Annotated in this window: 26 protein-coding genes, 2 tRNA genes and 2 pseudogenes; 26 read left to right on the top strand and 4 right to left on the bottom strand. The window is 43.5% G+C overall.

All coding sequences use genetic code 11. From position 1 onward, the window contains the following. Positions 1 to 79: 79 nt before the first annotated feature. Entirely contained in the window at positions 80 to 1174 is a 1095-nt protein-coding gene (gene trpS / locus BACFIN_RS15970; protein ID WP_007749509.1) for a tryptophan--tRNA ligase, read from the bottom strand. 347 nt (positions 1175 to 1521) lie between these two features. Between trpS and carB the strand changes: the two genes are divergently transcribed. The 19 genes and pseudogenes from carB to tsf all read left to right on the top strand — a co-directional run bounded on the left by carB (position 1522) and on the right by tsf (position 17895). After that, positions 1522 to 4743, top strand: a complete 3222-nt coding sequence (gene carB, locus BACFIN_RS15975; protein WP_007749503.1) for a carbamoyl-phosphate synthase (glutamine-hydrolyzing) large subunit — start codon at positions 1522 to 1524, stop codon at positions 4741 to 4743. 91 nt (positions 4744 to 4834) lie between these two features. Beyond that, positions 4835 to 5608: a peroxide stress protein YaaA gene (yaaA, locus tag BACFIN_RS15980; protein WP_032839283.1), complete on the top strand. Its 774-nt coding sequence runs from the start codon at positions 4835 to 4837 to the stop codon at positions 5606 to 5608. 3 nt (positions 5609 to 5611) lie between these two features. Further along, a complete protein-coding gene (locus BACFIN_RS15985; protein ID WP_007749496.1) occupies positions 5612 to 6163 on the top strand; it encodes a sugar O-acetyltransferase in 552 nt (183 codons plus the stop codon). Between the two features lie 160 nt (positions 6164 to 6323). Then, positions 6324 to 6398, top strand: a tRNA-Val gene (locus tag BACFIN_RS15990). A 36-nt stretch (positions 6399 to 6434) separates the two neighbouring features. Next, positions 6435 to 6509 (top strand) — tRNA-Val (locus BACFIN_RS15995). Positions 6510 to 6651: 142 nt separating this feature from the next. Then, complete coding sequence (purB, locus tag BACFIN_RS16000) at positions 6652 to 7998, top strand: adenylosuccinate lyase (RefSeq protein ID WP_007749493.1); 1347 nt, start codon at positions 6652 to 6654, stop codon at positions 7996 to 7998. A 73-nt stretch (positions 7999 to 8071) separates the two neighbouring features. Then, positions 8072 to 9535, top strand: coding sequence for a pseudouridine synthase (locus BACFIN_RS0219495; RefSeq protein WP_032839196.1), 1464 nt, complete (start codon positions 8072 to 8074; stop codon positions 9533 to 9535). A gap of 25 nt (positions 9536 to 9560) precedes the next feature. Then, the gene (gene asnS, locus BACFIN_RS16005; RefSeq protein ID WP_007749485.1) at positions 9561 to 10964 is read left to right on the top strand and encodes an asparagine--tRNA ligase; all 1404 of its coding nucleotides are present in this window, start codon (positions 9561 to 9563) and stop codon (positions 10962 to 10964) included. A gap of 138 nt (positions 10965 to 11102) precedes the next feature. Further along, complete coding sequence (locus BACFIN_RS16010) at positions 11103 to 11594, top strand: DUF4488 domain-containing protein (protein ID WP_007749484.1); 492 nt, start codon at positions 11103 to 11105, stop codon at positions 11592 to 11594. A gap of 74 nt (positions 11595 to 11668) precedes the next feature. After that, complete coding sequence (locus BACFIN_RS16015; protein ID WP_007749483.1) at positions 11669 to 12052, top strand: L-rhamnose mutarotase; 384 nt, start codon at positions 11669 to 11671, stop codon at positions 12050 to 12052. Positions 12053 to 12305: 253 nt separating this feature from the next. Continuing rightward, positions 12306 to 12416: pseudogene (locus BACFIN_RS23680) on the top strand (LuxR C-terminal-related transcriptional regulator); the annotation flags it as partial. Positions 12417 to 12457: 41 nt separating this feature from the next. Then, on the top strand, positions 12458 to 12922 hold the full coding sequence (locus BACFIN_RS21215; RefSeq protein ID WP_007749481.1) for a transposase: 465 nt from the start codon (positions 12458 to 12460) through the stop codon (positions 12920 to 12922). Beyond that, positions 12837 to 13259, top strand: a complete 423-nt coding sequence (locus tag BACFIN_RS22525; protein ID WP_149926364.1) for a transposase family protein — start codon at positions 12837 to 12839, stop codon at positions 13257 to 13259. Before BACFIN_RS21215 ends, BACFIN_RS22525 begins: the two co-directional genes overlap by 86 nt. Further along, positions 13256 to 13723, top strand: coding sequence for a Mu transposase domain-containing protein (locus BACFIN_RS21205; RefSeq protein ID WP_007749475.1), 468 nt, complete (start codon positions 13256 to 13258; stop codon positions 13721 to 13723). The genes BACFIN_RS22525 and BACFIN_RS21205 overlap by 4 nt, the downstream gene beginning before the upstream one ends. Positions 13724 to 13808: 85 nt before the next feature. Further along, positions 13809 to 14571 (top strand): annotated as a pseudogene (istB, locus tag BACFIN_RS20485) (IS21-like element helper ATPase IstB). 398 nt (positions 14572 to 14969) lie between these two features. Continuing rightward, entirely contained in the window at positions 14970 to 15431 is a 462-nt protein-coding gene (rplM, locus tag BACFIN_RS16020) for a 50S ribosomal protein L13 (RefSeq protein WP_007749464.1), read from the top strand. A 6-nt stretch (positions 15432 to 15437) separates the two neighbouring features. Beyond that, positions 15438 to 15824: a 30S ribosomal protein S9 gene (rpsI, locus tag BACFIN_RS16025; protein ID WP_005679151.1), complete on the top strand. Its 387-nt coding sequence runs from the start codon at positions 15438 to 15440 to the stop codon at positions 15822 to 15824. Between the two features lie 121 nt (positions 15825 to 15945). Further along, positions 15946 to 16782, top strand: coding sequence for a 30S ribosomal protein S2 (gene rpsB / locus BACFIN_RS16030; RefSeq protein WP_007749457.1), 837 nt, complete (start codon positions 15946 to 15948; stop codon positions 16780 to 16782). 120 nt (positions 16783 to 16902) lie between these two features. Then, positions 16903 to 17895 carry a translation elongation factor Ts gene (gene tsf / locus BACFIN_RS16035; protein WP_007749454.1) on the top strand — a complete coding sequence of 331 codons (993 nt, stop codon included), beginning with the start codon at positions 16903 to 16905 and terminating at the stop codon, positions 17893 to 17895. A 204-nt stretch (positions 17896 to 18099) separates the two neighbouring features. Here the strand turns inward: tsf and BACFIN_RS16040 are convergent, their stop codons facing one another. Both BACFIN_RS16040 and BACFIN_RS16045 read right to left on the bottom strand, forming a co-directional pair. Then, entirely contained in the window at positions 18100 to 18609 is a 510-nt protein-coding gene (locus tag BACFIN_RS16040; protein WP_007749451.1) for a TlpA family protein disulfide reductase, read from the bottom strand. 36 nt (positions 18610 to 18645) lie between these two features. Next, entirely contained in the window at positions 18646 to 18996 is a 351-nt protein-coding gene (locus tag BACFIN_RS16045) for a translation initiation factor (protein WP_032839281.1), read from the bottom strand. A gap of 165 nt (positions 18997 to 19161) precedes the next feature. Here BACFIN_RS16045 and BACFIN_RS16050 point away from each other — a divergent pair, with 165 nt between their 5' ends. From BACFIN_RS16050 to ispF, 3 genes are read left to right on the top strand one after another with little or no spacing between them, the layout of a single operon-like run. Continuing rightward, positions 19162 to 19812, top strand: a complete 651-nt coding sequence (locus BACFIN_RS16050; protein ID WP_007749448.1) for a redox-sensing transcriptional repressor Rex — start codon at positions 19162 to 19164, stop codon at positions 19810 to 19812. Next, a complete protein-coding gene (locus tag BACFIN_RS16055) occupies positions 19812 to 20426 on the top strand; it encodes a fumarylacetoacetate hydrolase family protein (RefSeq protein WP_007749447.1) in 615 nt (204 codons plus the stop codon). Before BACFIN_RS16050 ends, BACFIN_RS16055 begins: the two co-directional genes overlap by 1 nt. 16 nt (positions 20427 to 20442) lie before the next feature. Then, positions 20443 to 20922 (top strand): 2-C-methyl-D-erythritol 2,4-cyclodiphosphate synthase, encoded by a 480-nt coding sequence (gene ispF / locus BACFIN_RS16060; RefSeq protein ID WP_007749445.1) that lies wholly within the window; start codon positions 20443 to 20445, stop codon positions 20920 to 20922. Here the strand turns inward: ispF and BACFIN_RS16065 are convergent. Continuing rightward, positions 20919 to 21785: an exodeoxyribonuclease X C-terminal domain-containing protein gene (locus BACFIN_RS16065; protein ID WP_007749443.1), complete on the bottom strand. Its 867-nt coding sequence runs from the start codon at positions 21783 to 21785 to the stop codon at positions 20919 to 20921. The two genes, ispF and BACFIN_RS16065, sit on opposite strands and share 4 nt — an antisense overlap. Positions 21786 to 21894: 109 nt before the next feature. Here BACFIN_RS16065 and mnmA point away from each other — a divergent pair, with 109 nt between their 5' ends. The 4 genes from mnmA to xseB are packed head-to-tail and all read left to right on the top strand — an operon-like array spanning position 21895 to position 25941. Further along, positions 21895 to 22980, top strand: coding sequence for a tRNA 2-thiouridine(34) synthase MnmA (mnmA, locus tag BACFIN_RS16070; RefSeq protein ID WP_007749439.1), 1086 nt, complete (start codon positions 21895 to 21897; stop codon positions 22978 to 22980). Between the two features lie 21 nt (positions 22981 to 23001). Further along, positions 23002 to 24369, top strand: a complete 1368-nt coding sequence (locus BACFIN_RS16075; RefSeq protein ID WP_007749438.1) for a S8 family peptidase — start codon at positions 23002 to 23004, stop codon at positions 24367 to 24369. Positions 24370 to 24381: 12 nt separating this feature from the next. Beyond that, positions 24382 to 25710, top strand: a complete 1329-nt coding sequence (gene xseA / locus BACFIN_RS16080; RefSeq protein WP_007749437.1) for an exodeoxyribonuclease VII large subunit — start codon at positions 24382 to 24384, stop codon at positions 25708 to 25710. A 21-nt stretch (positions 25711 to 25731) separates the two neighbouring features. Beyond that, a complete protein-coding gene (xseB, locus tag BACFIN_RS16085; protein ID WP_007749434.1) occupies positions 25732 to 25941 on the top strand; it encodes an exodeoxyribonuclease VII small subunit in 210 nt (69 codons plus the stop codon).

The following is a 25941-nucleotide window of genomic DNA, read 5'->3' as shown; positions in this document are numbered from 1 at the left end:
CATAGAAATAAAAAGTCCGGGCAAATGAGTCCGGACTTTTTTAGTTGTAGGAGAGTCTGCTAAAACGCAGATTAATCTCTTATTCTTGAGAGAAGCGTTTTACCTGTTCTTCGATCAGTTCTTTATCATCGAAGTAATTGATCTTCATTGCTTTCTTTACATCAGCCAATGTCTCGGCTGCGGTAGCTCTTGCCACTTCGCATCCTTTTCGGAGCATTTCGTAGACAGCAGGAATATCTTTGCTGAATTCTTTGCGGCGATTGCGAATCGGTTCCAGCGTCTCCTGCATGATGGAATTCAGGAAGCGTTTTACTTTTACATCCCCCAATCCGCCGTGTTGGTAGTGAGCTTTCAATTCAGCCAGATTCGGGTAATCCGGTAAATAACGTTCAAAATGTTCCGGACGGCAGAAAGCATCGAGATATGTGAACACGGTATTGCCTTCGATTTTTCCCGGATCCTGCACACGGAGATGTCCCGGGTCGGTGTACATACTCATGATTTTTTTCTGTATTTCCTCCGGCTCTTCCGAAAGGTAGATACAGTTCCCAAGTGATTTGCTCATTTTTGCCTTACCGTCAGTTCCCGGCAAACGCAGGCAAGCGGCATTGTCAGGCAACAGGATTTCCGGTTCTACCAATGTCTCACCATAAATATAATTAAAACGACGGACAATCTCGCGTGCCTGTTCAAGCATTGGTTCCTGGTCCTCACCTACGGGAACAGTCGTAGCACGGAAAGCAGTGATATCCGCAGCCTGGCTGATAGGATAAGTGAAGAAGCCTACGGGGATACTTGCTTCGAAATTACGCATCTGGATTTCCGCTTTAACCGTCGGATTACGTTGCAGACGCGATACACTTACAAGGTCCATGTAATAGAAACTAAGTTCGCACAGTTCCGGTATTTGCGACTGAATAAAGATGGTCGCTTTGGAAGGATCGATTCCGCAAGCCAGATAGTCGAGGGCAACCTCAATAACATTCTGACGTACTTTCTCCGGATTGTCTATATTGTCTGTCAATGCCTGCGAATCGGCAATGAAGATAAACATCTTGCTATAATCACCCGCGTCTTGTAACTCCACTCTGCGTTTCAACGAACCTACATAATGGCCGATATGAAGTCTGCCGGTAGGACGGTCGCCCGTCAATATTATTTTTTCTTTTCCCATTGTTATTACCTTATTAATATCTATTTAGCGACAAAGATACGGATAAAAACTGAAAGATGTATCAAAATGGGAGCACTTCACTGTAAAAAAGTAGACGTTTCTTTTTGCCATTTGCAAAATATGTCGTTACTTTGCACAAATTTTGGAACCGACAATGAATCAACAGGAAATCAGAAGTAAGTATTATTTACATTCGGATGTTTTGCACCCGGAAACGGCAGGCTTCTTCTTTTTTCTCCAAAAACGATATTTTAGTTCTTTGGTAATGCGTTAATCCTTTTTTGAGGGTAACGCATTTTTTTTATGGACGAACTTAGAAATAACAACTTATTATAACAACAAAAGAAATGGAAAAGGAAATCAAGAAAGTTCTCGTTTTGGGTTCTGGAGCACTCAAAATCGGACAAGCCGGAGAGTTCGACTACTCAGGCTCACAAGCACTGAAAGCTTTGAAAGAAGAAGGTATCAGCTCAGTATTGGTAAACCCGAACATCGCAACCATTCAGACTTCTGAAGGCATTGCCGATAAAGTGTATTTCCTTCCCGTAACTACTTATTTCGTAGAAGAGATTATCAAGAAGGAACGTCCGGACGGTATTCTGTTGGCATTTGGCGGACAGACCGCGTTGAACTGTGGTGCAGAACTCTATACACAGGGTATTCTTGATAAATATGGAGTAAAAGTGCTTGGTACGTCTGTTGAGGCTATCATGTATACTGAAGACCGCGATCTGTTCGTGAAGAAGCTCGATGAAATCAGTATGAAAACTCCTGTCAGCCAAGCTGTAGAAAGTATGGAAGACGCGATTGCTGCTGCCCGTAAGATTGGCTATCCGGTTATGGTGCGCTCGGCTTATGCGCTGGGAGGCCTTGGTAGCGGTATTTGCGCTAATGAGGAAGAATTTCTGAAGTTGGCTGAAAGTTCATTTGCGTTCTCTAAACAAATTCTTGTTGAAGAGTCTTTGAAAGGCTGGAAAGAAATAGAGTTTGAGGTAATCCGTGACGCTAATGACCACTGTTTTACAGTAGCGAGCATGGAAAACTTCGACCCTCTGGGCATTCATACCGGTGAGTCTATCGTTGTTGCTCCGACTTGCTCACTGGACGACAAGGAACTGAAAATGTTGCAGGAGCTTTCTACAAAATGTATCCGCCATTTAGGTATCGTAGGTGAATGTAATATTCAGTATGCTTTCAACTCTGATACGGATGATTACCGTGTGATTGAAGTAAACGCTCGTTTGAGCCGTTCTTCCGCTTTGGCTTCTAAGGCTACCGGTTATCCGTTGGCATTTGTCGCAGCTAAAATTGCTTTGGGTTACTCGCTCGACCAGATTGGCGAGATGGGAACTCCTAACTCTGCATATGTTGCTCCTCAGCTTGACTATTATATCTGTAAGATCCCTCGTTGGGACTTGACGAAGTTTGCCGGTGTATCTCGTGAAATCGGTTCGAGCATGAAGTCGGTAGGTGAGATCATGTCTATCGGGCGCTCTTTCGAAGAAATCATTCAGAAAGGTCTTCGTATGATTGGGCAGGGTATGCATGGTTTCGTAGGTAATGACGAACTCCATTTCGACGATCTTGATAAGGAACTTTCACGTCCGACTGACTTGCGTATCTTCTCCATTGCGCAGGCTATGGAAGAAGGCTACACTATCGAACGTATCCATGATCTGACAAAGATTGATCCTTGGTTCCTCGGCAAACTAAAAAATATTGTTGATTATAAAGCTAAGTTATCTACTTATAATAAGGTAGAAGATATTCCGGCTGATGTAATGCGTGAAGCAAAGATTTTAGGCTTCTCTGACTTCCAGATCGCACGTTTTGTTCTGAATCCGACAGGAAATATGGAGAAAGAAAACTTGGCGGTACGTGCTCATCGTAAATCTATGGGTATCCTTCCGGCTGTAAAACGTATCAATACAGTTGCTTCCGAACATCCGGAACTGACCAACTATCTGTATATGACATATGCAGTGGAAGGTTATGATGTGAACTATTATAAGAACGAAAAATCAGTAGTCGTGTTGGGCTCGGGTGCTTATCGCATCGGTAGCTCGGTTGAGTTTGACTGGTGTTCGGTGAATGCAGTTCAAACCGCTCGTAAGCTGGGTTATAAATCAATTATGATTAACTACAACCCGGAAACAGTTTCTACAGACTATGATATGTGCGACCGTCTGTACTTCGACGAACTTTCTTTTGAACGTGTGCTTGACGTAATCGATCTTGAACAGCCTCGTGGTGTGATTGTTTCCGTAGGTGGACAGATCCCGAACAACCTGGCCATGAAACTTTACCGTCAGTCGGTTCCTGTATTGGGTACTTCTCCAATCTCGATCGACCGCGCCGAGAATCGTAACAAATTCTCCGCTATGCTTGATCAACTGGGTATCGACCAGCCGGCTTGGCAAGAGCTGACGAGCCTTGAGGATGTCAAAGGATTCGTAGAAAAAGTAGGCTATCCGGTATTGGTTCGTCCTTCTTACGTGCTTTCGGGAGCTGCAATGAATGTTTGCTATGATGACGAGGAGCTGGAGAATTTCTTGAAGATGGCTGCCGAAGTTTCTAAAGAATATCCGGTGGTTGTTTCTCAATTCCTTGAAAATACAAAAGAGATTGAGTTTGACGCGGTTGCCCAGAACGGTGAAGTAGTAGAGTACGCAATCTCTGAACATGTGGAATTTGCAGGTGTTCACTCCGGTGACGCTACACTGGTGTTCCCGGCTCAGAAGATTTATTTTGCAACAGCACGCCGTATCAAGAAGATCAGCCGTCAGATTGCCAAAGAACTCAATATCTCCGGCCCGTTCAATATTCAGTTCTTGGCCCGTAACAATGAGGTGAAAGTAATCGAGTGTAACTTGCGTGCTTCTCGTAGCTTCCCGTTTGTTTCTAAGGTACTGAAACGTAACTTCATTGAAACGGCTACCCGCATCATGCTGGATGCTCCGTACTCACGTCCGGATAAATCTGCATTCGATATCGATTGGATTGGTGTAAAAGCATCTCAGTTCTCTTTCTCCCGTTTGCACAAGGCTGACCCGGTATTGGGTGTGGATATGTCTTCTACGGGTGAAGTGGGATGTATCGGTGATGATTTCTCTGAAGCATTGTTGAATGCAATGATTGCTACCGGCTTCAAGATTCCTGAAAAAGCAGTGATGTTCTCTTCCGGTGCTATGAAGTCAAAGGTTGATTTGCTGGACGCCAGCCGTATGTTATTCGCTAAGGGATATCAGATCTACGCTACTGCCGGAACTGCAGCCTTCCTGAATGCTCATGGTGTGGATACTACTCCGGTTTATTGGCCGGATGAGAAGCCGGGTGCGGAAAACAACGTGATGAAGATGATTGCCGATCACAAGTTTGATTTGATCGTCAACATTCCGAAGAATCATAGCAAACGTGAATTGACAAACGGTTACCGTATCCGTCGTGGCGCAATTGACCATAACATTCCGTTGATTACAAACGCTCGTCTGGCAAGTGCCTTTATCGAAGCATTCTGTGACTTGAAATTGAATGATATTCAGATTAAGAGCTGGCAGGAATATAAATAAAAACTGCTTGAGCGGTATGGTATATTAAACTAAGTAGGACTCCCTCTTTGGCTTGTTCAAGGAGGGAGTTGTAGATAAAATAGGATTCATCATGTTAGTACTTCTATCCTGCGCCAAGACCATGAGTGAGACTTCAAAGGTGAAAGCCCCTTTGAACACAGTTCCGCGTTTTCAAAAAGAAGCGTCCGAGATAGCTTTGCAGATGTCGCAGTTCTCGGTGGACGAGTTGGAACGTCTGTTGCGTGTAAACGCAAAGATAGCTGTGGAGAATTATAAGCGTTATCAAGTCTTTCATGCAGAAGGCACTCCGGAACTTCCGGCCTTGTTGGCTTACACCGGAACCGTGTTCAAGCGTTTGAATGCGAAAGATTTCTCCAAAGAAGAATTTGAATATGCACAGGAACATCTACGGTTGACTTCATTTTGTTACGGCTTGTTGAGGCCGTTGGATGTTATCCGTTCTTATCGGTTGGAGGGGGATGTCGTGCTGCCGGAATTGGGGAATCAGACAATGTTCTCTTATTGGCAGTCCCGTCTGACGGATATATTCATAGAAGATATAAAGAATGCGGGTGGCATACTCTGCAATTTGGCAAGTGATGAGATGAAAAGCCTGTTCGACTGGAAGCGGGTAGAAAAAGAAGTACGTGTCATTACTCCGGGATTTCAAGTGTGGAAAAACGGGAAGTGGGCTTCGGTTGTTATCTATATAAAGATGTCGCGTGGTGAAATGACACGTTTCGTCCTAAAGAATAAAATAGAAAATCCGGAAGAACTGAAACATTTCTCTTGGGAAGGATTCGAGTTTGATGAGTCTCTTTCGGATGAGAAAAAGTTTGTGTTTACTAACGGTAAAGAAATATAACGTATGACAGAAGTAGAAAAAATGCGTAGCAGCCGGTTGACCGATATGGCTGTGCCGGAAATACAAGAACGTTTTGCGCATGCCAAAGCACTGCTGGCTCGTATGGGAGGAATGAGTACATACGAAGACGGATACAGAAAGCTATTGGAAGAATTGGTGCCCGGGATACCTGAGACATCGATTATCTGTCCGCCTTTCCATTGCGATCATGGAGATGGAATCAAACTGGGCGAGCATGTTTTTGTCAATGCCAATTGTACATTTCTGGATGGTGGATATATTACGATTGGTGCTCATACGTTGATTGGCCCCTGTGTACAGATTTACACTCCGCATCATCCGATGGATTATCTGGAAAGAAGAGGCTCTAAGGAATACGCTTATCCGGTGACGATTGGTGAAGATTGCTGGATTGGCGGTGGAGCTATCATCTGTCCCGGTGTGACGATTGGCAGTCGCTGTGTGATAGGAGCAGGTAGTGTCGTCACAAAAGATATCCCCGATGATTGTGTTGCAGTCGGGAATCCGGCACGTATAATTCGGAAACAAGCGTAACCGTCGGGAAAAATTGCATGAAAAAAAACTCCTTTATTATTTGCTGATAATCAGTAGATTCGTTTGCCGGATAAAAACTTTCTTGAAAAATATTATTAGAAATGTTTGGAGGTTTCAAAAAAAGCCGTACCTTTGCATCGCTTTTGAAACGGAAGTGTACGGGCGTTTAGCTCAGCTGGTTCAGAGCATCTGCCTTACAAGCAGAGGGTCGGCGGTTCGAATCCGTCAACGCCCACACGAAAAAAACGAAACACTTCCGGCTCATTAACAAGGGCGTTTAGCTCAGCTGGTTCAGAGCATCTGCCTTACAAGCAGAGGGTCGGCGGTTCGAATCCGTCAACGCCCACACAAAACAGAAGTCTTGCGAAGAAATTCGTGAGACTTTTTTTTATTTCTTACCGCTTTTATACAAACTTTCTTTATCCTTTTGCCTTATAACTCAGGAAAAAGAGTTAATTTTGCGTTCTGATAATTATCTAAGAAAACGTATGGAACTTGATGTATTAACGGCCATATCCCCGATTGATGGTCGATATAGAGGCAAAACGAAAGCTTTGGCAGCTTATTTCTCTGAATTTGCACTGATCAAATACCGTGTACAGGTAGAGGTGGAATACTTTATCACCTTGTGCGAACTTCCCTTGCCGCAATTAAAAGGAATCGATAGCAGCGTGTTTGAAACTTTACGGAATATCTACCGTAACTTCTCAGAAGCGGATGCACAGCGCATTAAAGATATCGAGAGTGTGACTAACCACGACGTGAAAGCAGTAGAATACTTCCTGAAAGAAGAATTTGACAAGATGGGCGGGATGGATGACTATAAGGAATTCATCCACTTCGGACTGACTTCTCAGGATATCAACAATACGTCTGTTCCCCTTTCTATCAAAGAAGCATTGGAACAGGTCTACTATCCGTTGATTGAAGAACTGATTGCACAATTGAAAACATACGCAACGGACTGGGCAAATATCCCTATGCTTGCCAAAACTCACGGTCAACCGGCTTCTCCCACCCGCTTGGGTAAAGAAGTGATGGTGTTCGTTTACCGTCTGGAACGTCAGTTGGCAACATTGAAAGCCAGCCCGATTACTGCCAAGTTCGGTGGCGCTACCGGAAATTACAATGCACATCATGTTGCATATCCCCAGTACGATTGGAAACAATTCGGTAACAGATTTGTTGCAGAGAAGTTGGGGTTGGAGCGTGAAGAGTATACAACGCAGATTTCGAACTATGATAACCTTTCTGCTGTTTTTGATGCAATGAAGCGTATCAATACCATTATGGTGGATATGAACCGTGACTTCTGGCAGTATATCTCTATGGAGTACTTCAAGCAGAAGATCAAAGCCGGAGAAGTTGGTTCGAGCGCTATGCCGCATAAGGTCAACCCGATTGACTTCGAAAATGCGGAGGGTAATCTGGGTATTGCGACTTCCATTCTGGAACATTTGGCCGTGAAACTCCCTGTTTCCCGTTTGCAGCGTGACTTGACAGATTCAACGGTGCTGCGTAATGTGGGTGTGCCTTTCGGCCACATCGTGATTGCCATCCAGAGTTCTTTGAAGGGATTGCGCAAACTGTTGCTGAACGAGCCGGCTATCTATCGTGACTTGGATAACTGTTGGAGTGTAGTGGCAGAAGCTATTCAGACAATTCTGCGCCGTGAGGCTTATCCGCATCCGTATGAAGCCTTGAAAGCTTTGACCCGGACCAACCAGGCTATTACAGAAAGTTCTATTAAAGAGTTTATTGAAGAATTGAATGTAAGCGAAGATATTAAAAAAGAGTTAAGAGCAATCACTCCCCATACTTATACGGGGCTTTAATTGTTTACTAATATAATAAACGTGTTTTTAAATAGGCCGTGAGGCCAAAGTCTAATTTTATTCGAATAAAAAAATGAGCACAGAAAACGAAGAATGGCGCGAAAATTCTTTCAATGAAGAGAATGCAGGTGCCGGCCGTGATGGTAACAGGTCTTACAACAGAGAAGGTGGAGAACGTCCGTATCGTCCTTCTTACAATCGTGAAGGAGGGGATCGTCCGTATCGCCCGAGATTTAATGCCAACAATGAAGGAGGCGACCGTCCGCAGCGTTCATACGGTGACCGTCCTCAACGTCCTCGCTTCAATAGCGAAGGAGGTTCTTACGGTGACCGTTCTCAACGTCCCCGCTTCAATAGCGAAGGAGGTTCATACGGTGATCGTCCTCAACGTCCCCGTTTCAATAGTGAAGGTGGTTCATACGGTGACCGTTCTCAACGTCCCCGTTTCAGTAGCGAAGGTGGTGACCGTCCTTACCGTCCTCGTTTCAATAACGGTGAAGGTGGCGACCGTCCACAGCGTCCTTACAATCGTGAAGGTGGTGATCGTCCGTATCGTCCCCGTTTCAATAACGGTGAAGGTGGCGACCGTCCTCAGCGTCCTTACAACCGTGAAGGTGGTGACCGTCCGTATCGTCCCCGTTTCAACAACGGTGAAGGTGGCGGCTATCGCAGCAACAATGGCGGAGGTTACCGTCCGAGATTCAACAACGACCGTCAAGGAGGATACCGTCCTCGTCCGCGTACCGCTGATTATGATCCGAATGCTAAGTACAGCGTGAAGAAACAGATTGAGTACAAGGAACAGTTTGTGGACCCGAACGAACCGATTCGTCTGAATAAGTTCCTGGCAAATGCCGGTGTTTGTTCACGCCGTGAGGCTGATGAATTTATTACGGCGGGTGTGGTTTCTGTAAACGGTGAGGTAGTAACTGAATTGGGCACAAAGATCAAACGCTCGGATGTGGTTAAGTTCCACGAAGAACCGGTTAGCATTGAACGCAAAGTATACGTGTTGTTGAATAAGCCGAAAGATACGGTTACTACATCGGATGATCCGCAGGAACGCCGTACAGTAATGGATTTGGTAAAAGGCGCTTGCAATGAACGTATCTATCCGGTAGGACGTCTTGACCGTAACACCACCGGGGTACTGTTACTGACGAATGACGGTGATCTGGCTTCCAAGCTGACACACCCGAAATTCCTGAAGAAGAAGATTTATCATGTTCATCTGGACAAGAATCTGACGAAAGCGGATATGGATCAGATTGCAGCCGGTATCCAGTTGGAAGACGGCGAGATTCATGCAGACGCTATCAGCTATACAGATGACTTTAAAAAAGACCAGGTAGGTATCGAAATCCACTCCGGCAAGAACCGTATCGTTCGCCGTATTTTCGAATCACTGGGTTATAAAGTAGTGAAACTCGACCGTGTATTCTTCGCCGGGCTGACTAAAAAAGGTCTGCGACGCGGAGACTGGCGTTACCTGACGGAAGCAGAAGTAAACTACCTCCGTATGGGTTCGTTTGAATAAGAACGTTAATAAAAGAATAAGTTAAATGGAAAAGATTGGTAGAACAAAAATTGTTGATCTGTTGAAGCGCACGGATATTGGCGCTATGGTCAATGTGAAAGGATGGGTTCGCACCCGCAGAGGTAGCAAACAAGTAAACTTTATCGCACTGAATGACGGTTCTACAATAAATAATTTGCAGGTCGTAGTAGACTTGGCTAATTTCGACGAAGAGATGTTGAAGCAGATCACCACCGGCGCTTGTATCAGCGTGAACGGGGAAATGGTAGAATCAGTAGGTTCCGGCCAGAAGGTGGAAGTGCAGGCTCGTGAAATCGAAGTGCTGGGTACTTGCGACAATACATATCCATTGCAGAAGAAAGGTCATTCCATGGAATTCTTGCGTGAGATAGCTCATTTGCGTCCGCGTACCAATACATTTGGTGCTGTGTTCCGCATCCGCCACAATATGGCGATCGCTATCCATAAGTTCTTCCATGAAAAAGGATTCTTCTATTTCCATACACCGATCATTACGGCTTCCGACTGCGAAGGTGCCGGACAGATGTTCCAGGTGACCACCATGAACTTGTATGACTTGAAGAAAAACGAAGAAGGCTCTATCATTTATGATGACGATTTCTTTGGCAAACAGGCAAGTCTGACAGTCTCCGGTCAGTTGGAAGGTGAGTTGGCTGCTACGGCTTTGGGATCTATTTACACATTCGGTCCTACGTTCCGTGCCGAAAACTCCAATACTCCCCGTCACTTGGCAGAGTTCTGGATGATTGAACCGGAAGTTGCTTTCAACGACATTACAGATAATATGGACTTGGCTGAAGAGTTCATCAAATACTGTGTGAGATGGGCGTTGGATAACTGTGCGGATGATGTGAAGTTCCTGAACGATATGTTCGACAAGGGCTTGATTGAGCGTCTGCAAGGTGTATTGAAAGATGATTTTGTTCGTCTGCCCTATACAGACGGTATCAAGATTCTGGAAGATGCCGTAGCGAAAGGTCATAAGTTCGAGTTCCCCGTTTACTGGGGGGTGGACTTGGCTTCCGAGCACGAACGCTACTTGGTGGAAGAGCACTTCAAACGTCCGGTCATCCTGACTGACTATCCGAAGGAAATCAAAGCCTTCTATATGAAGCAGAACGAGGATGGCAAGACGGTACGTGCGATGGATGTTCTTTTCCCGAAGATCGGTGAAATTATCGGTGGTTCTGAACGTGAATCGGACTACAACAAGTTGATGACCCGTATCGAAGAACTTCACATTCCGATGAAGGATATGTGGTGGTATCTGGATACGCGTAAGTTCGGTACCTGTCCTCATTCCGGTTTCGGACTGGGTTTTGAACGCCTGTTGCTCTTTGTAACGGGTATGTCCAACATCCGTGACGTGATACCGTTCCCGCGTACACCGCGAAATGCTGAATTCTAATATTTCGGTATATTTATGTAAAACTCGCATAATCTTCTGGTTATGCGAGTTTTTTATGAGCTTTCTGTTTCTTTTCTCAAAATAAATCTTTATATTTGGACATACGCATTCGAGAGTGTTAACTAAAATAATACTATCATGAAAAAGCTCTATTTCTTTACCATGCTTTCAATAATGTTGTTGGCGGTAACAGGTGCGATGGCCCAGAAGAAAACAAAATTCCAGTTGGCCGATCTGAAAGGTATTTGGCAGCTTTGCCACTATGTGTCCGAATCTCCTGATGTTCCGGGATCTTTAAAGCCTAGTAATACGTTCAAGGTTCTGAGTGATGACGGACGAATTGTGAACTTCACGATTATTCCCGGTTCCGATGCTATCATCACGGGATATGGAACATGGAAGCAACTGACGGATGATTCTTATAAAGAGAGTATCGAGAAGAATATCCATCTTCCGATGTTGGACAATCAGGATAATATTCTGCAATTCGAAATCAAGGATAAAGATTACTTGCATCTGAAATACTTTATCAAGAACGATTTGAATGGAAACGAACTCAATGCCTGGTATTATGAAACTTGGAAGAGACTGGGAATGCCGACCAAGTTCCCGGAAGACATCGTGAGATAGTCTAGTCTGTTTAGCTATGAAAAGAACATATATCCAACTAATTAAAATATAATTGAATTAAGGAACACTAGAAAATGAAAGAAAATGGTTATGTAGTACAGGAATATAAAGTTCCGGTGAAAAGGTACTGCCAGACAATGGATTTGAAAGACAACCCCGAATTGATAGCGGAATATGTAAAGCGTCATAGTGAAGCAGAGGCGTGGCCGGAAATCCGGGCTGGAATCCGTGAAGTGGGTATTCTGGAAATGGAGATTTATATATTGGGGACCCGTCTGTTCATGATAGTCGAGACACCGCTTGATTTTGATTGGGAGACTGCGATGGCGCGTCTCGCCACCCTGCCTCGTCAGGCTGAATGGGAAGCCTATATGTCTATATTCCAGCAGGCGGATGCAACAGCGACTTCAGCGGAGAAATGGCAACTGATGGACCGTATGTTCTATTTATATAAATAAAATACATTCCGGTAAAGTGAACTGCGTACATTATCCGTGAAAGGATATATGTACGCAATTTTTATATATAGGTGGAAAATATAAATCCCGTTGCCCCACTATTATAAAAGTCTGTAGCCCCACCTTTATAATCTAAATTGCTCCATTGAGATTATAATAGAATTTGCCCCTATAGAGACATCTTATTTTACTCTTGTTTTTGTACATTAAAAAGCATTTTAACCCGGTATAATTTACCAAATATTTTTTAAGTATGAAAATAAGAATCAAACACATTCTTCGTTGCTATCAGTCAGGAATGAGTATCCGAAGTATCAGTTCTTCTCTTCTGATTTCACGCAATACAGTCAAACGGTATATCCGTATATATTAAGATATGGGTATAGAACTGGAGCGCCTGTTAAAATGGACGAACAGCATCTGCATGAACTTTTCGGTGTAGATATTGATAATGCATCATCCAGATCTGCAGAGTATAAGTATCTTGAAGAACATATACCTGAGTACATTAAACGACTTAAATCTCGTGGAACAACAAGAAGGTCCTTGTATGAGGAGTATCTGAAAAATCGTCCTCAAGGTTACAGCTATTATTCTTTTTGCCTATATCTCAGACGTGAAATAGAAGTAAAAGTGCCCGTTGTGCGCATAGATCATATAGCCGGTGATCAGATGTATGTGGATTTTGCCGGTGACAAACTTTATCTTTCAGACGAAAAGACAGGTGATAAGGTTCCCGTAGAAGTTTTTGCTGCCATACTTCCGTGCGGTCAGATTACTTATTATGAGGCTGTACCATCGCAGAAGAAAGAATATCTTTATAGTTCCCGACAATCTCAAGTCTGTCGTAATAAAGCCCGGAGGGATTGAGCCTGTAGTCAATGATGACTTTGCTGCATTTGCAGACCATTACGGTTGTGTTGTCTTTCCGGCAATGGTACGTAAACCAAAAGACAAGGCCTTGGTTGAGAATGCTGTAAGATTTCTCTATAGGGAGGTCTATTCAAAGATGATGGGATTGAAGTTCAATGATCTTGAAGCCTTGAACATAGAGACTGTAAAACATACAGATGCGTTGAACAGCCGAAAGATGTACAACCGCAGTCACAGCCGCAGGGAGCGCTTCCTCGAAGTCGAGAAAGACAGGCTGCACACTTTGCCCGCTACAAGGTTTATATCAAAAACCGGAAAACGGCGACTGTCATGAGAAACAGTTATGTCTCGCTTAACAGTCACTATTACAGTGTCCCCAAAGAGTATATCGGCGATACTGTAGAATTGCTGTATGATGGGGACATAGTGGAAATATATCATAAATTCAGACATATAACGACACATCGCAGGGATGATACACCTTTTACTTATTCAGAAAAAGAGTCCCACAAACTTCCGGGAGTACTACATGAATATAGAAGTAGAATGGATGATATATACCGTAAGGCAGGTGAAATCGATTCGGTAGTGGAAGAGTACATAAAACTAGTGGGCGTTGCCAAAAAATATCCGATTCAATCCGTACGTTCATCCGATGTCATATTAAGTCTTGTGGAACGTTTTGGGCGCGACAGATTGGTTCTTGCATGCCAGATAGCAATGGAATCCAAAATGTTTGGATACAACGAAATTGAAAGCATTCTGATAAATCGGGAAGATGAAAAGTATCATGTCTAAATGGAGAGACAGATCCCTGAGCTTACTCCTAAACATAAAAATCTCAGAGGTAAGGATTATTTTAACTCTAAAAACAGTGATGAAAATGACAAGTAATAATAAGACAAATAGAACTGTCGAAAAAATATGGACAGAATAATGGAACTACTCTCCAAGCTACGTTTTTACGGTATGCTTGAAACATACAGAAACGATTGCAGGACTACATCTTCAGATGGTATGACAAATGATGAGTTTCTTAAATGGCTTCTGGAAAGCGAGAATGATTACAGGTGCAATATAAGCATTGAACGACTGATAAAGTCTGCAAACTTCAGATATAAAGCATATATGGAGAAAATAGACTGTACAATCAAACGTAATCTAGACCTAAACCAGCTCGAAAGACTTGCTTCTCTTGGTTTTATAAGAGATGGACAGAATATTTTTATAACAGGCAGCTCTGGAACTGCTAAAAGCTACCTGGCTTCAGCCATAGGATATGAAGCGTGTCAAAATGGAGTCAAGACGTTGTATTCCAATGCATCAAAGCTCATGGTACATCTTAAAATGGCCCCAAATAAGGGTACAATAGAATCTGAGATGAAAAGTACCTACTGTTGATTCTTGACGATCTGTTTCTTATTGGGTTGGACGCAAAGGAAAGGTCGATCCTTATGGAAATAATAGAAGACAGGCACGGACTAAAATCAATCATAATAACATCACAACTTCCTGTCGAAAGCAGGTATGATGCAATTGGTGATCCTACCCTAGCCGACGCAATACTGGACAGAATTGTACACTCTGCACACAAGATTGAACTTACTGGAGATTCTGTAAGAAAAATAAATGCCAAAAAGAAGTAACATCTGTGGTAGATAATTATAACTAAAACTGCCCCGGGTTAAAATGCATTTTTCTTTTCATAAATCCAATGTTTTTTTGATGGATCAATTGGGAATATAATAGTGGGTCAACGGGCTTTATATTTTCCAACCTGTGTTCCTCGGTGGCGAACCATGCCTTCCCCGGTGCCGTACTTTTGTATACCTTAATTATCTACTCCTTGTCATTCAACCGAATAAATCCAAAAAAAAGGAAGAATTTGTTTGCCAATTCAAAGAAAAGCCGTACTTTTGCAAGCCGATTATTATCACAAAATGATAAGAGATTAATTCATAGCGAGTTAGTCGTCCTTTGTCCGGGGAGGACTAATAAGTGGTGAAGAAATTTTAGTAGTAACATTTAAAAAACAAATTTAAGAGTGGATACTTTAAGTTACAAGACCATTTCTGCAAACAAGGCAACCGTAACCAAAGAATGGGTTATTGTTGACGCTACAGACCAGACTTTAGGTCGTCTGGGAGCAAAAGTTGCAAAATTGCTGAGAGGAAAGTACAAACCGAACTTTACTCCTCATGTAGACTGCGGTGATAACGTTATCATCATCAATGCTGACAAAGTAAAACTGACTGGTAATAAATGGAATGACAGAGTGTATTTGTCATATACTGGTTATCCCGGTGGTCAGAGAGAAATGACTCCTGCCCGTTTGATCGCTAAACCGAACGGCGAAGAGAGATTACTGAAAAAAGTAGTGAAGGGGATGCTTCCTAAGAACATTCTGGGAGCTAAATTGCTGAACAACTTGTATGTTTACGCTGGTAGCGAACACAAGCACGAAGCTCAAAGCCCGAAAATGATTGATATTAATTCATATAAATAAGATATAATGGAAGTAGTAAATGCATTAGGCAGACGTAAACGTGCTATCGCACGCATATTCGTAAGCGAAGGTACAGGAAAGATTACTATTAACAAGAGAGACCTTGCAGAGTACTTTCCATCAACTATTCTTCAGTATGTTGTAAAACAACCATTGAACAAGATTGGTGCTGCTGAGAAGTATGACATCAAGGTTAACTTGTGTGGTGGTGGTTTTACAGGTCAGTCTCAGGCTTTGCGTCTGGCAATCGCCCGTGCACTGGTGAAAATCAACGCTGAAGACAAAGCTGCTCTTCGTGCTGAAGGCTTCATGACTCGCGACCCGCGTTCTGTTGAACGTAAGAAACCGGGACAGCCGAAAGCTCGTAGAAGATTCCAGTTCAGCAAGCGTTAATGGGTTGCCTGACAGAGGAATATGTTTAGTATCTAAACTACTGGGACTCTGCTTGCGGACTACCCGGCGGTTGGTTTAAGAAAAAACAAAAAAGAAAGTAAACGATTTAAAGAAAAACAAGATGTCAAGAACAAATTTTGATACATTATTGGAAGCTGGTTGCCACTTCGGACACCTTAAGAGAAAGTGGAATCCTGCAATGGCTCCTTATATTTTCATGGAACGCAATGGTATTCACATCATTGACCTCCACAAAACAGTTGCAAAAGTAGACGAAGCTGCTGAAGCTTTGAAACAGATTGCCAAATCCGGCAAGAAAGTTCTTTTTGTTGCTACTAAAAAACAAGCGAAACAAGTTGTAGCTGAGAAAGCTCAATCTGTTAATATGCCTTATGTAATCGAACGCTGGCCGGGTGGTATGTTGACCAACTTCCCGACTATCCGTAAGGCTGTGAAGAAAATGGCTACTATCGATAAATTGACTAACGATGGTACTTATGCTAACCTTTCTAAGAGAGAAATCCTTCAGATCTCTCGTCAACGTGCAAAATTGGACAAGACTTTGGGCTCTATCGCTGACCTGACTCGTCTGCCGTCTGCTTTGTTCGTTATCGACGTGATGAAAGAAAACATCGCAGTTCGCGAAGCTAACCGTTTGGGTATCCCTGTGTTCGGTATCGTTGATACTAACTCTGATCCTACAAACATCGACTTCGTAATTCCTGCTAACGATGACGCTACTAAATCTGTAGAAGTTATCTTGGATGCTTGCTGCGCTGCAATGATCGAAGGTTTGGAAGAAAGAAAAGCTGAAAAGATCGATATGGAAGCTGCTGGTGAAGCTCCCGCCAACAAAGGCAAGAAGAAATCAGTGAAAGCTAGACTCGACAAGTCTGACGAAGAAGCTATCAACGCAGCTAAAGCTGCTGCTTTCATCAAGGAAGACGAAGAGGCTTAATATATAAATGTGCCAATTTGCTAATGTGCAAGAGTATGCTTATACACTTGTATCTTGATTGGCAGATTGGCACATTTTTTGTTTAGGAAATTATTATTCATTTAAATAAAGGAAATTATTATGGCTGTAAGTATGGCTGATATTACCAAGCTGCGTAAAATGACCGGAGCTGGTATGATGGATTGCAAAAACGCGTTGACTGAAGCTGAGGGCGATTTCGACAAGGCAATGGAGATTATCCGTAAGAAAGGACAAGCTGTTGCTGCTAAGCGTTCGGAACGTGAGGCTTCTGAAGGTTGTGTTCTTGCTAAGACTACCGGTGACCGTGCTGTTATCGTTGCTTTGAAGTGTGAAACTGACTTTGTGGCTCAGAACGCTGATTTCGTGAAGTTGACTCAGGATATTCTTGATCTTGCTGTGGCTAACAAATGCAAGACTTTGGACGAAGTAAAGTCATTGCCTATGGGTAACGGTACTGTACAGGATGCAGTGACTGACCGTAGCGGTATCACAGGTGAGAAAATGGAATTGGATGGCTACATGACTGTAGAAGGTGTAAGCACTGCTGTTTACAACCACATGAACAGAAATGGCCTTTGCACGATTGTTGCTTTCAACAAGCCTGTTGACGAGCAACTGGCTAAGCAGGTAGCTATGCAGATTGCTGCTATGAACCCGATTGCTATTGATGAGGACGGTGTTTCTGAAGAAATCAAACAGAAAGAAATCGAAGTTGCTATTGAGAAGACAAAAGCTGAACAGGTACAGAAAGCTGTTGAGGCTGCTCTGAAGAAAGCTAATATCAACCCGGCTCACGTAGACAGCGAAGAGCACATGGAAAGCAACATGGCTAAGGGCTGGATTACAGCTGAAGATGTAGCGAAAGCAAAAGAAATCATCGCTACTGTTTCTGCTGAGAAAGCTGCACACTTGCCTGAACAGATGATTCAGAACATCGCTAAAGGTCGTTTGGCTAAGTTCTTGAAAGAAGTTTGCTTGCTGAATCAGGAAGATATCATGGACGGTAAGAAGACTGTAAGAGAAGTATTGACTGCTGCTGATCCTGAATTGAAGATTGTTGACTTCAAACGTTTCACTTTGAAAGCTGAATAATCAATCAGATTCAAATTCTATGATGTGTCCTTAAAAACGGAACACGTTAACTTAATAGAGGTATTCATTAAGATTCTCTATTTGAAGAAACAAGAAAGGCAACTGATTCATAACGAGTTAGTTGCCTTTTCTTTTGATTTGATCTTATCATTCCTTTCCTCAAGAAACTGCCATGTATAACATGAGGCGCATTCTTGGGGAGGATTATTTCAATGCTTTGTCTATTTCCTTCATCAGCTTGTCCATTTCTTCTTTTTTATAACCGACAGTGGCGGATATCACTTTCCCTTCTTTGTCGATTAAGTAGCTTCTGGGAATGTATTGACTGGCAAACTTACCTGTGACTTCCCGTTTCGGGTCCGGGTAGAGAGGAAATGTAAACCCTTTGCGCTTGTTGTATTCCGTTAATTGAACGTCGGTATGTTCGCGTCCGATTACTAACATGCAGAAATCTTTGTTGTCCTTATATTTAGGCCAGAGTGTTTTTTGAACTTCAGCCAGTTCGCTTTGGCAAGGACCACACCAAGTAGCGAAAATATTGATTAATACAACTTTTCCTTTCAGGTCCTCGGAGTTTACAGTACCGTTCACTGTTGAATGAAGGGTGAAAGCAGGCATACTATCGCCTACCTTGACGATATCAGCATTGTTGTCTTGTGCAAATGACAACAGTGAGAATAACGCTGCTGCACAGAATAATGTTACTTTTCTCATATCTTTAAAATTTCTAGTTACAAAATGCTATTTAGTTTAACCTCCTATACCTTTTGTTTTAGAGTATCCTTCTTTAATGAGCAGCTCTATGATTTTGGTTTTGAAATCTCCTTGTACCATAATCTCTCCGTCTTTAGCCGATCCGCCTACTCCGCATTTGCTTTTCAGTAGCTTACCCAGCTCTTTCAAGTCGTTTTCCGTACCTATAAATCCGGTAATTAATGTGACCACTTTACCGCACCGGTTCTTTTTGTCAATGGAAACTCGCAGGTTTTGTTTGTTTTTGTCGAGAATAACTTGCTCTTCATCGTTGTCCATTTCATAGCCGAAGTCCGGATTCGTGGAATATACTACGTTTAATCTATCTTTCCAATCATTCTTTTTCATACTCGTCATATTTATTTCTTCTCAAAAGTATCAAACTTATGGAAAAGGGCAAAATTTGAGCCTGTTTTCCTTGTTTTGTTTAATCTCTATTAAGGTTTTCTGTTATAGGGTTGTCAGTCTCAAAAAATAATGTACTTTTGCAAAATACCAAATTTTGTAAGAAGTATGAGCACTTATATACGAAAAGAGGCGGATAAAGTGCCGGAGCCTACCTTGCGCAGACTTCCCTGGTATCTGTCCAATATAAAACTAATGAAAGAAAAAGGAGAGCAATATGTCTCCTCGACACAAATCTCTAAGGAAATAAATATTGACGCTTCTCAAATCGCCAAAGACTTGTCGTATGTGAACATATCGGGACGTACGAGAGTGGGCTATAATATTGATGCACTGATTGAGGTTTTGGAAAGCTTTCTTGGATTTACTAATATGCACAAAGCCTTTTTGTTTGGTGTAGGTAGTTTGGGAGGTGCGTTACTCCGTGACTTGGGTTTGCGTCATTTCGGTCTGGAAATCGTGGCGGCTTTTGATGTCAATCCGGAATTGGTAGGGAAGGACTTAGGTGGAATTCCAATTTTCCATTCTGATGACTTTGAAGCAAAGATGAAGGAATATGATGTGAATATCGGTGTGCTGACAGTACCTATTAATATCGCTCAGGAAATTACAAATAAGATGGTAGACGGAGGAATAAAAGCAGTGTGGAACTTTACTCCTTTCCGTATTCGCGTGCCGGAAAATATTGTCGTACAGAACACTTCTCTTTATGCGCATCTGGCCGTTATGTTTAACCGATTGAATTTTAACGAGAAATAATGAAGATTATCGCAGTAGGAATGAACTACGCTCAGCATAATCAGGAGCTGGGACATACACAGGTAAATACGGAACCGGTCGTTTTTATGAAGCCGGACTCTGCCATTTTAAAGGACGGCAAGCCGTTTTTCATTCCTGACTTTTCTAACGAGATACATTATGAGACGGAATTGGTAGTCCGTATCAACCGTTTGGGGAAGAACATCGCTCCTCGTTTTGCTAACCGCTATTATGACGCCGTGACTGTGGGTATCGATTTTACTGCCCGTGATCTTCAGCGAAAATTCCGTGAACAGGGAAATCCTTGGGAACTTTGCAAAGGCTTCGATTCTTCGGCGGCTATCGGAGATTTTGTTCCGGTAGACCGTTACAAGGATATCCGACATTTGAACTTCAATCTGTTGATTGACGGTAAAGAAGTGCAAAAAGGGTGTACGGCGGATATGCTTTTCAAAGTGGATGACATCATAGCGTATGTCAGTCAATTTGTGACACTGAAAATAGGTGATTTGCTATTTACAGGTACACCTGCCGGTGTAGGTCCGGTCAGTATCGGACAACATTTGCAAGGATATCTGGAAGGGGAAAAGCTATTGGACTTCTATGTCCGCTGATGGAGGAAGGTAAATTATGAGGATAAGAGTAGGCTTTGGTTTCGATGTGCACCAATTGGTTGAAGGACGTGAGCTGTGGCTTGGAGGCGTTCTTCTGGAACACACAAAAGGATTGCTGGGGCATTCGGACGCTGATGTGCTATTGCACGCCGTCTGTGATGCATTGCTGGGAGCTGCGAATATGCGTGACATCGGTTATCACTTTCCGGATACAGCGGGAGAATTTAAGAATATCGACAGCAAAATCCTTCTGAAAAAGACCGTAGAACTGATTGCTTCCAAGGGATATAAGGTCGGTAATATTGACGCGACTATCTGCGCCGAACGCCCGAAGCTGAAAGCGCATATTCCTTTGATGCAGGAGACAATGGCAAACGTGATGGGTATCGATGTTGATGATATTTCCATTAAAGCGACCACTACCGAGAAACTCGGATTTACTGGGCGGGAAGAAGGTATCTCGGCTTATGCCACAGTACTGATAGAAAAGGATTAAACTGTCGTGGTCATAACAAGTTTGACGTGACTGATACGGGTATACTTTGATCCGTAACTTTCGTATCGGCGTGACACCCGCGCAGATGCGACATAAATGATTTCTCCCGGTCGGTATTCATGTTCTATCCCGGATAGTGTGCATGAAACCGCACTGGGATTTTTTGACGGTATACTCATGATAACCAGGTTGCCGCTTGCATCGGCCAATGTCAGTACCTGCTTTACAAAAAATTGTGGTACAGTACCATTTATTCTTGTCTTATACGGATCATCTTCCAATCGCACCCGTATGACTTTTAATCTGAGGTCCGTGAGTTTCTCCCCTAGTTCACCCAAATACCGGCTTACTGAATGTTTCTCTTTCGACTTCCTTTGCATGAGGTCTAAATGTACGGAGTGATAAGCTTGCGCTATCTTGACGAAACGTTCCTGTTTGGGGATTCTCGGTGTAAACTTATAGGCTATCCAACTCAAATAAGCCGGATCCACTTTCAATATCTCATGTAGGAAATGTCCCCGATACTTCCCGAAAAAGATAAGGTCGTCGCCATTGCTTTGCATTCTCTTTTCGTTGTAATCTACAAGAATCAGGCATCGCCTTGAATAATAGAACATAGTACTTGCCATGCGGAGGGATTCGTTGATGTCCGGTGACAAATCATGTATGTAAAGGATGGATTGTTTTTCCGGTAGAGGAGAATAAAGCCATAACGAATAGTTGGGTTTACCTGGTCGGGGTAATACCACCAAGTAAACTCCCGCCTCTTTGAAAGAGGCCCTGCCTCGGTTGTATTCATTCAGTTTGGCATACAATAAGGCTTGCTCATTTTCGGAAATGCCCGGTAATCTTGGGTTAGCCATAATTGTTCTTGCTTTTGTATATCTCAAATATAAGGATTTTCTTCCGGAAAAGCAAGAATTCTCTTTGAAATCTCGTACATTTGTATCCATGTAACTTTTCAAAGATCAGATGAAAGAACGAAATAAGAGAGTGCTGGTGGGTATGAGTGGCGGTATAGACAGTACCGCTACCTGTCTTATGCTGCAAGAACAAGGATACGAAATAGTGGGAGTCACTATGCGTGTGTGGGGAGATGAGCCGCAGGATGCCAGAGAGTTGGCTGCCAGGATGGGTATTGAACATTATGTGGCGGATGAACGTATACCTTTTAAAGAGACTATTGTAAAAAACTTCATAGACGAATATAAGCAGGGACGTACACCGAATCCTTGTGTGATGTGCAATCCGTTGTTTAAGTTCCGTGTGTTGACGGAATGGGCGGATAAGTTGGATTGTGATTGGATTGCTACCGGACATTATTCACGGTTGGAAGAGAAAAACGGGCATATTTATATCATAGCTGGAGACGATGATAAAAAAGACCAGTCTTATTTTCTTTGGAGGTTGGGACAGGATGTGCTGCGGCGTTGTATCTTTCCGTTGGGGGCTTATACGAAAATAAAAGTGCGTGAATACCTGGCTGAGAAAGGCTATGAGGCTAAATCGAAGGAGGGGGAGAGCATGGAAGTATGTTTCATTAAAGGAGATTACCGCGACTTTCTCCGCGAACAGTGTCCGGAATTGGATAGCGAGATCGGGCCGGGATGGTTTGTCAACTCCGAAGGTGTAAAGTTGGGGCAGCACAAAGGGGCGCCTTATTATACTATAGGTCAGAGGAAAGGACTGGAAATCGCGCTTGGAAAGCCTGCTTATGTATTGAAAATCAATCCTCAGAAGAATACGGTAATGCTTGGCGATGCGGAGCAGTTGAAGACGGATTATATGTTGGCGGAGCAGGATAAGATTGTGGACGAACAAGAACTGTTTCAGTGTGAGAACCTGACAGTACGGATTCGCTATCGCAGTCGTCCGTTGGCTTGTCGGGTGAGACGTCTTGAAGACGGGCGTTTGCTTGTCCGTTTTCTTGAAACGGCTTCGGCTATAGCTCCCGGACAATCGGCTGTTTTTTATGATGGAAAGCGAGTGTTGGGAGGAGCCTTCATTGCTTCACAGCGTGGAATAGGTCTGGTGATTCTGGAAAACGAAGGATTTTAATTGATAAAATAAAGATAACTGATGAAGAAGTTCATACTATTGATTCTTACTTTAACTGTGTGCTTGGGTGGATTCGCCCAATTTACTCCCGGAGATACCTTGAAGTATCGTATCAGTCTGAAAGACAAGGCTGCTACCGATTATTCTTTGCAAAAACCGGAAAAGTACTTATCCAAAAAGTCTATTGAACGGAGAAAGAAACAGGGGTTGAAGATTGATTCCACCGATTTGCCGGTATGTAAGAAATATGTAGACGCTATCCGTCGGAAAGGAGTTCACATACTTGTGACCGGAAAATGGGAGAATTTCGTTACTGTCTCTTGTAATGACAGTGTGTTGATAGATGAGATTGCCCGGTTGCCTTTTGTGCGCTCTGCGGAAAGAGTATGGAAAGGTAATATGGAAAAAGCTACCCGAAGAGATTCGCTGATTAATAAGCCGCTGCGTACAGACAGCCTTTACGGTCCTGCGTGCACCCAGATTGAGATGAGCAAGGCGAACCTCCTTCATGATGCGGGTTTCAAGGGAAAAGGAATGATGATTGCGGTTATTGATGCGGGATTCCATAATGTAGATAAGATTGAAGCGATGAAGAATATCGATATTCAGGGTGTGCGTGACTTTGTAAACCCGGAGGCGGATATTTATGCGGAAAGCAGTCACGGTATGTCTGTCCTTTCCTGTATGGCGATGAATCAGCCGAATGTCATGATCGGTACGGCTCCCGAAGCTTCTTATTGGTTATTGCGCAGTGAGGATGAGTATTCGGAGAACTTAGTAGAACAGGACTATTGGGCGGCAGCTATTGAGTTTGCCGATAGTGTAGGTGTGGATTTGGTGAATACATCACTCGGATATTATTCCTTTGATGATCCGACAAAGAATTATAGGTACCGTGATCTGAACGGACATTATGCGTTGATGTCACGTGAGGCTTCCCATGCGGCCGATAAAGGAATGGTCGTTGTTTGCAGTGCCGGAAACTCCGGTGCGGGTTCGTGGAAGAAGATTACCCCTCCGGGAGATGCGGAAAATGTGATCACTGTAGGCGCCATTAATAAAAGAGGTGAGTTGGCTCCGTTTTCTTCCGTAGGAAATACGGCGGACGGACGGGTGAAACCTGATGTGGTGGCTGTCGGTCTGGGATCGGATGTGATGGGAACGAATGGCAATCTTAGCCGTGCCAACGGTACGTCTTTCTCTTCTCCGATTATGTGTGGGATGGTGGCTTGTCTGTGGCAGGCTTGTCCGAAGCTGACGGCAAAAGAGATAATCGAACTTGTTCGCCGTTCGGGTGACAGAGCCGGTTTCCCCGACAATATTTATGGCTATGGCATACCCGACTTATGGAAGGCTTATCTAGACTCCTCCTCTAAGGAAAAGAAATAAGATGGCTGCTGTATGATAAACACTATGAATCAGTCGAAACGGTCAGCCCCCTTCTCTTCGGGGGAGGGTGGAGAAAGACTTTCTCTTTTGGAGCTGAATGCGCTTGTCCGCCGTAGTCTGGAGCAATGCCTGCCTGATGAATATTGGATACAGGCTGAGCTGAGCGATGTCCGTTCCAATACGACAGGCCATTGCTATCTGGAATTTGTGCAGAAAGATCCTCGCAGCAATAGTCTTATTGCTAAAGCACGCGGTATGATTTGGAATACCATTTATCGTTTGCTGAAACCCTATTTCGAGGAAACGACCGGGCAACCGTTTACATCCGGCATTAAAGTGCTGGTGAAAGTGACCGTCCAGTTTCACGAACTTTACGGTTACAGTCTGACCGTGCTCGATATTGATCCTGCCTATACATTGGGAGATATGGCCCGTCATCGTCGGGAAATACTGTTGCAGTTGGAGGAAGAAGGTGTACTGACCTTGAACAAGGAATTGGAAATGCCTCAGCTTCCTCAACGTATTGCGGTCATCTCTTCCGCTACTGCAGCCGGATACGGTGATTTTTGTCATCAGTTGCAGCACAATCCCGGAGGGTTCTTCTTTTACACAGAACTGTTTCCTGCATTGATGCAGGGGAATCAGGTGGAAGAATCTGTGTTGGCTGCATTAGACCGCGTCAATGCCCGTATTGATGATTTTGATGTGGTGGTCATCATTCGTGGCGGAGGGGCTACTTCCGATTTGTCCGGTTTCGATACTTACCTATTAGCTGCTGCATGTGCGCAGTTCCCGCTTCCTATCATTACCGGAATTGGTCATGAACGAGACGATACAGTGCTTGATTCGGTAGCTCATACCCGAGTGAAAACTCCTACGGCTGCGGCGGAACTTTTGATTCATCGGGTTGCGGAAGTGGCGGACCGTCTGGAGGATTTGTCTGTTCGCATTCGGCAAGGAGCATATATGCTGTTGGAGCGGGAGCGGAGAAGATTGGATACACTGCAGGCTCGTATCCCGAACCTTGTACAGCGGAAACTGACAGAGACGCGTTTTGCCTTGCTGACAGCCCGAAAGGATCTGTCGCAAGCCACAATGGCGTTATTGTCCCGCCAGCGTCACCGATTGGAACTTTTGCAACAACGCATTGCCGATGCTTCTCCTGATAAATTGTTAAGTCGTGGATACAGCATCACGCTGAAAGATGGGAAGGCGGTAACGGACGCATCCTCATTGAAGTCGGGAGACAGATTGGTCACCCGGTTCTCGAAAGGGGAGGCGCAATCTGTGGTAGAGCAAAGCCGTCTTATCGGAACTGATAAAAGAAACAAATCTCATTAACTCTTAATAAATATAACGATCGTGGCAGCAAAAAAAGAAACCTATCTTCAAGCAATGGAACGTCTCGAGAAGATTGTTCGCCAGATAGACAATAATGAATTGGATATTGACATCTTGGGTGAGAAAATCAAAGAAGCCAATGAAATAATAGCTTTCTGCACCGAAAAACTGACGAAAGCAGATAAGGAAGTCGAAAAATTATTGCAAGAAAAGCGGCAATCTGAAGAATAA

Origin of the sequence: Bacteroides finegoldii DSM 17565, assembly GCF_000156195.1 — a bacterium.
Lineage (GTDB): Bacteria > Bacteroidota > Bacteroidia > Bacteroidales > Bacteroidaceae > Bacteroides > Bacteroides finegoldii.
The sequence above is the reverse complement of the archived record's forward strand: the minus strand, read 5'-3'. Positions and strand labels throughout refer to the sequence as shown.

Coding starts and splice junctions, on each gene's coding strand:
- mnmA (WP_007749439.1), top strand. CDS start 21,895: ATGAAAGAACGAAATAAGAGAGTGCTGGTGGGTATGAGTGGCGGTATA.
- BACFIN_RS15985 (WP_007749496.1), top strand. CDS start 5,612: ATGACAGAAGTAGAAAAAATGCGTAGCAGCCGGTTGACCGATATGGCT.
- BACFIN_RS0219495 (WP_032839196.1), top strand. CDS start 8,072: ATGAGCACAGAAAACGAAGAATGGCGCGAAAATTCTTTCAATGAAGAG.
- ispF (WP_007749445.1), top strand. CDS start 20,443: ATGAGGATAAGAGTAGGCTTTGGTTTCGATGTGCACCAATTGGTTGAA.
- BACFIN_RS16015 (WP_007749483.1), top strand. CDS start 11,669: ATGAAAGAAAATGGTTATGTAGTACAGGAATATAAAGTTCCGGTGAAA.
- BACFIN_RS21215 (WP_007749481.1), top strand. CDS start 12,458: ATGGACGAACAGCATCTGCATGAACTTTTCGGTGTAGATATTGATAAT.
- asnS (WP_007749485.1), top strand. CDS start 9,561: ATGGAAAAGATTGGTAGAACAAAAATTGTTGATCTGTTGAAGCGCACG.
- BACFIN_RS16055 (WP_007749447.1), top strand. CDS start 19,812: ATGAAGATTATCGCAGTAGGAATGAACTACGCTCAGCATAATCAGGAG.
- BACFIN_RS22525 (WP_149926364.1), top strand. CDS start 12,837: ATGAGGCTGTACCATCGCAGAAGAAAGAATATCTTTATAGTTCCCGAC.
- BACFIN_RS21205 (WP_007749475.1), top strand. CDS start 13,256: ATGAGAAACAGTTATGTCTCGCTTAACAGTCACTATTACAGTGTCCCC.
- rpsB (WP_007749457.1), top strand. CDS start 15,946: ATGTCAAGAACAAATTTTGATACATTATTGGAAGCTGGTTGCCACTTC.
- BACFIN_RS16075 (WP_007749438.1), top strand. CDS start 23,002: ATGAAGAAGTTCATACTATTGATTCTTACTTTAACTGTGTGCTTGGGT.
- BACFIN_RS16040 (WP_007749451.1), bottom strand. CDS start 18,609: ATGAGAAAAGTAACATTATTCTGTGCAGCAGCGTTATTCTCACTGTTG.
- BACFIN_RS16045 (WP_032839281.1), bottom strand. CDS start 18,996: ATGAAAAAGAATGATTGGAAAGATAGATTAAACGTAGTATATTCCACG.
- tsf (WP_007749454.1), top strand. CDS start 16,903: ATGGCTGTAAGTATGGCTGATATTACCAAGCTGCGTAAAATGACCGGA.
- rpsI (WP_005679151.1), top strand. CDS start 15,438: ATGGAAGTAGTAAATGCATTAGGCAGACGTAAACGTGCTATCGCACGC.
- trpS (WP_007749509.1), bottom strand. CDS start 1,174: ATGGGAAAAGAAAAAATAATATTGACGGGCGACCGTCCTACCGGCAGA.
- BACFIN_RS16010 (WP_007749484.1), top strand. CDS start 11,103: ATGAAAAAGCTCTATTTCTTTACCATGCTTTCAATAATGTTGTTGGCG.
- BACFIN_RS16065 (WP_007749443.1), bottom strand. CDS start 21,785: ATGGCTAACCCAAGATTACCGGGCATTTCCGAAAATGAGCAAGCCTTA.
- carB (WP_007749503.1), top strand. CDS start 1,522: ATGGAAAAGGAAATCAAGAAAGTTCTCGTTTTGGGTTCTGGAGCACTC.
- yaaA (WP_032839283.1), top strand. CDS start 4,835: ATGTTAGTACTTCTATCCTGCGCCAAGACCATGAGTGAGACTTCAAAG.
- xseA (WP_007749437.1), top strand. CDS start 24,382: ATGATAAACACTATGAATCAGTCGAAACGGTCAGCCCCCTTCTCTTCG.
- BACFIN_RS16050 (WP_007749448.1), top strand. CDS start 19,162: ATGAGCACTTATATACGAAAAGAGGCGGATAAAGTGCCGGAGCCTACC.
- purB (WP_007749493.1), top strand. CDS start 6,652: ATGGAACTTGATGTATTAACGGCCATATCCCCGATTGATGGTCGATAT.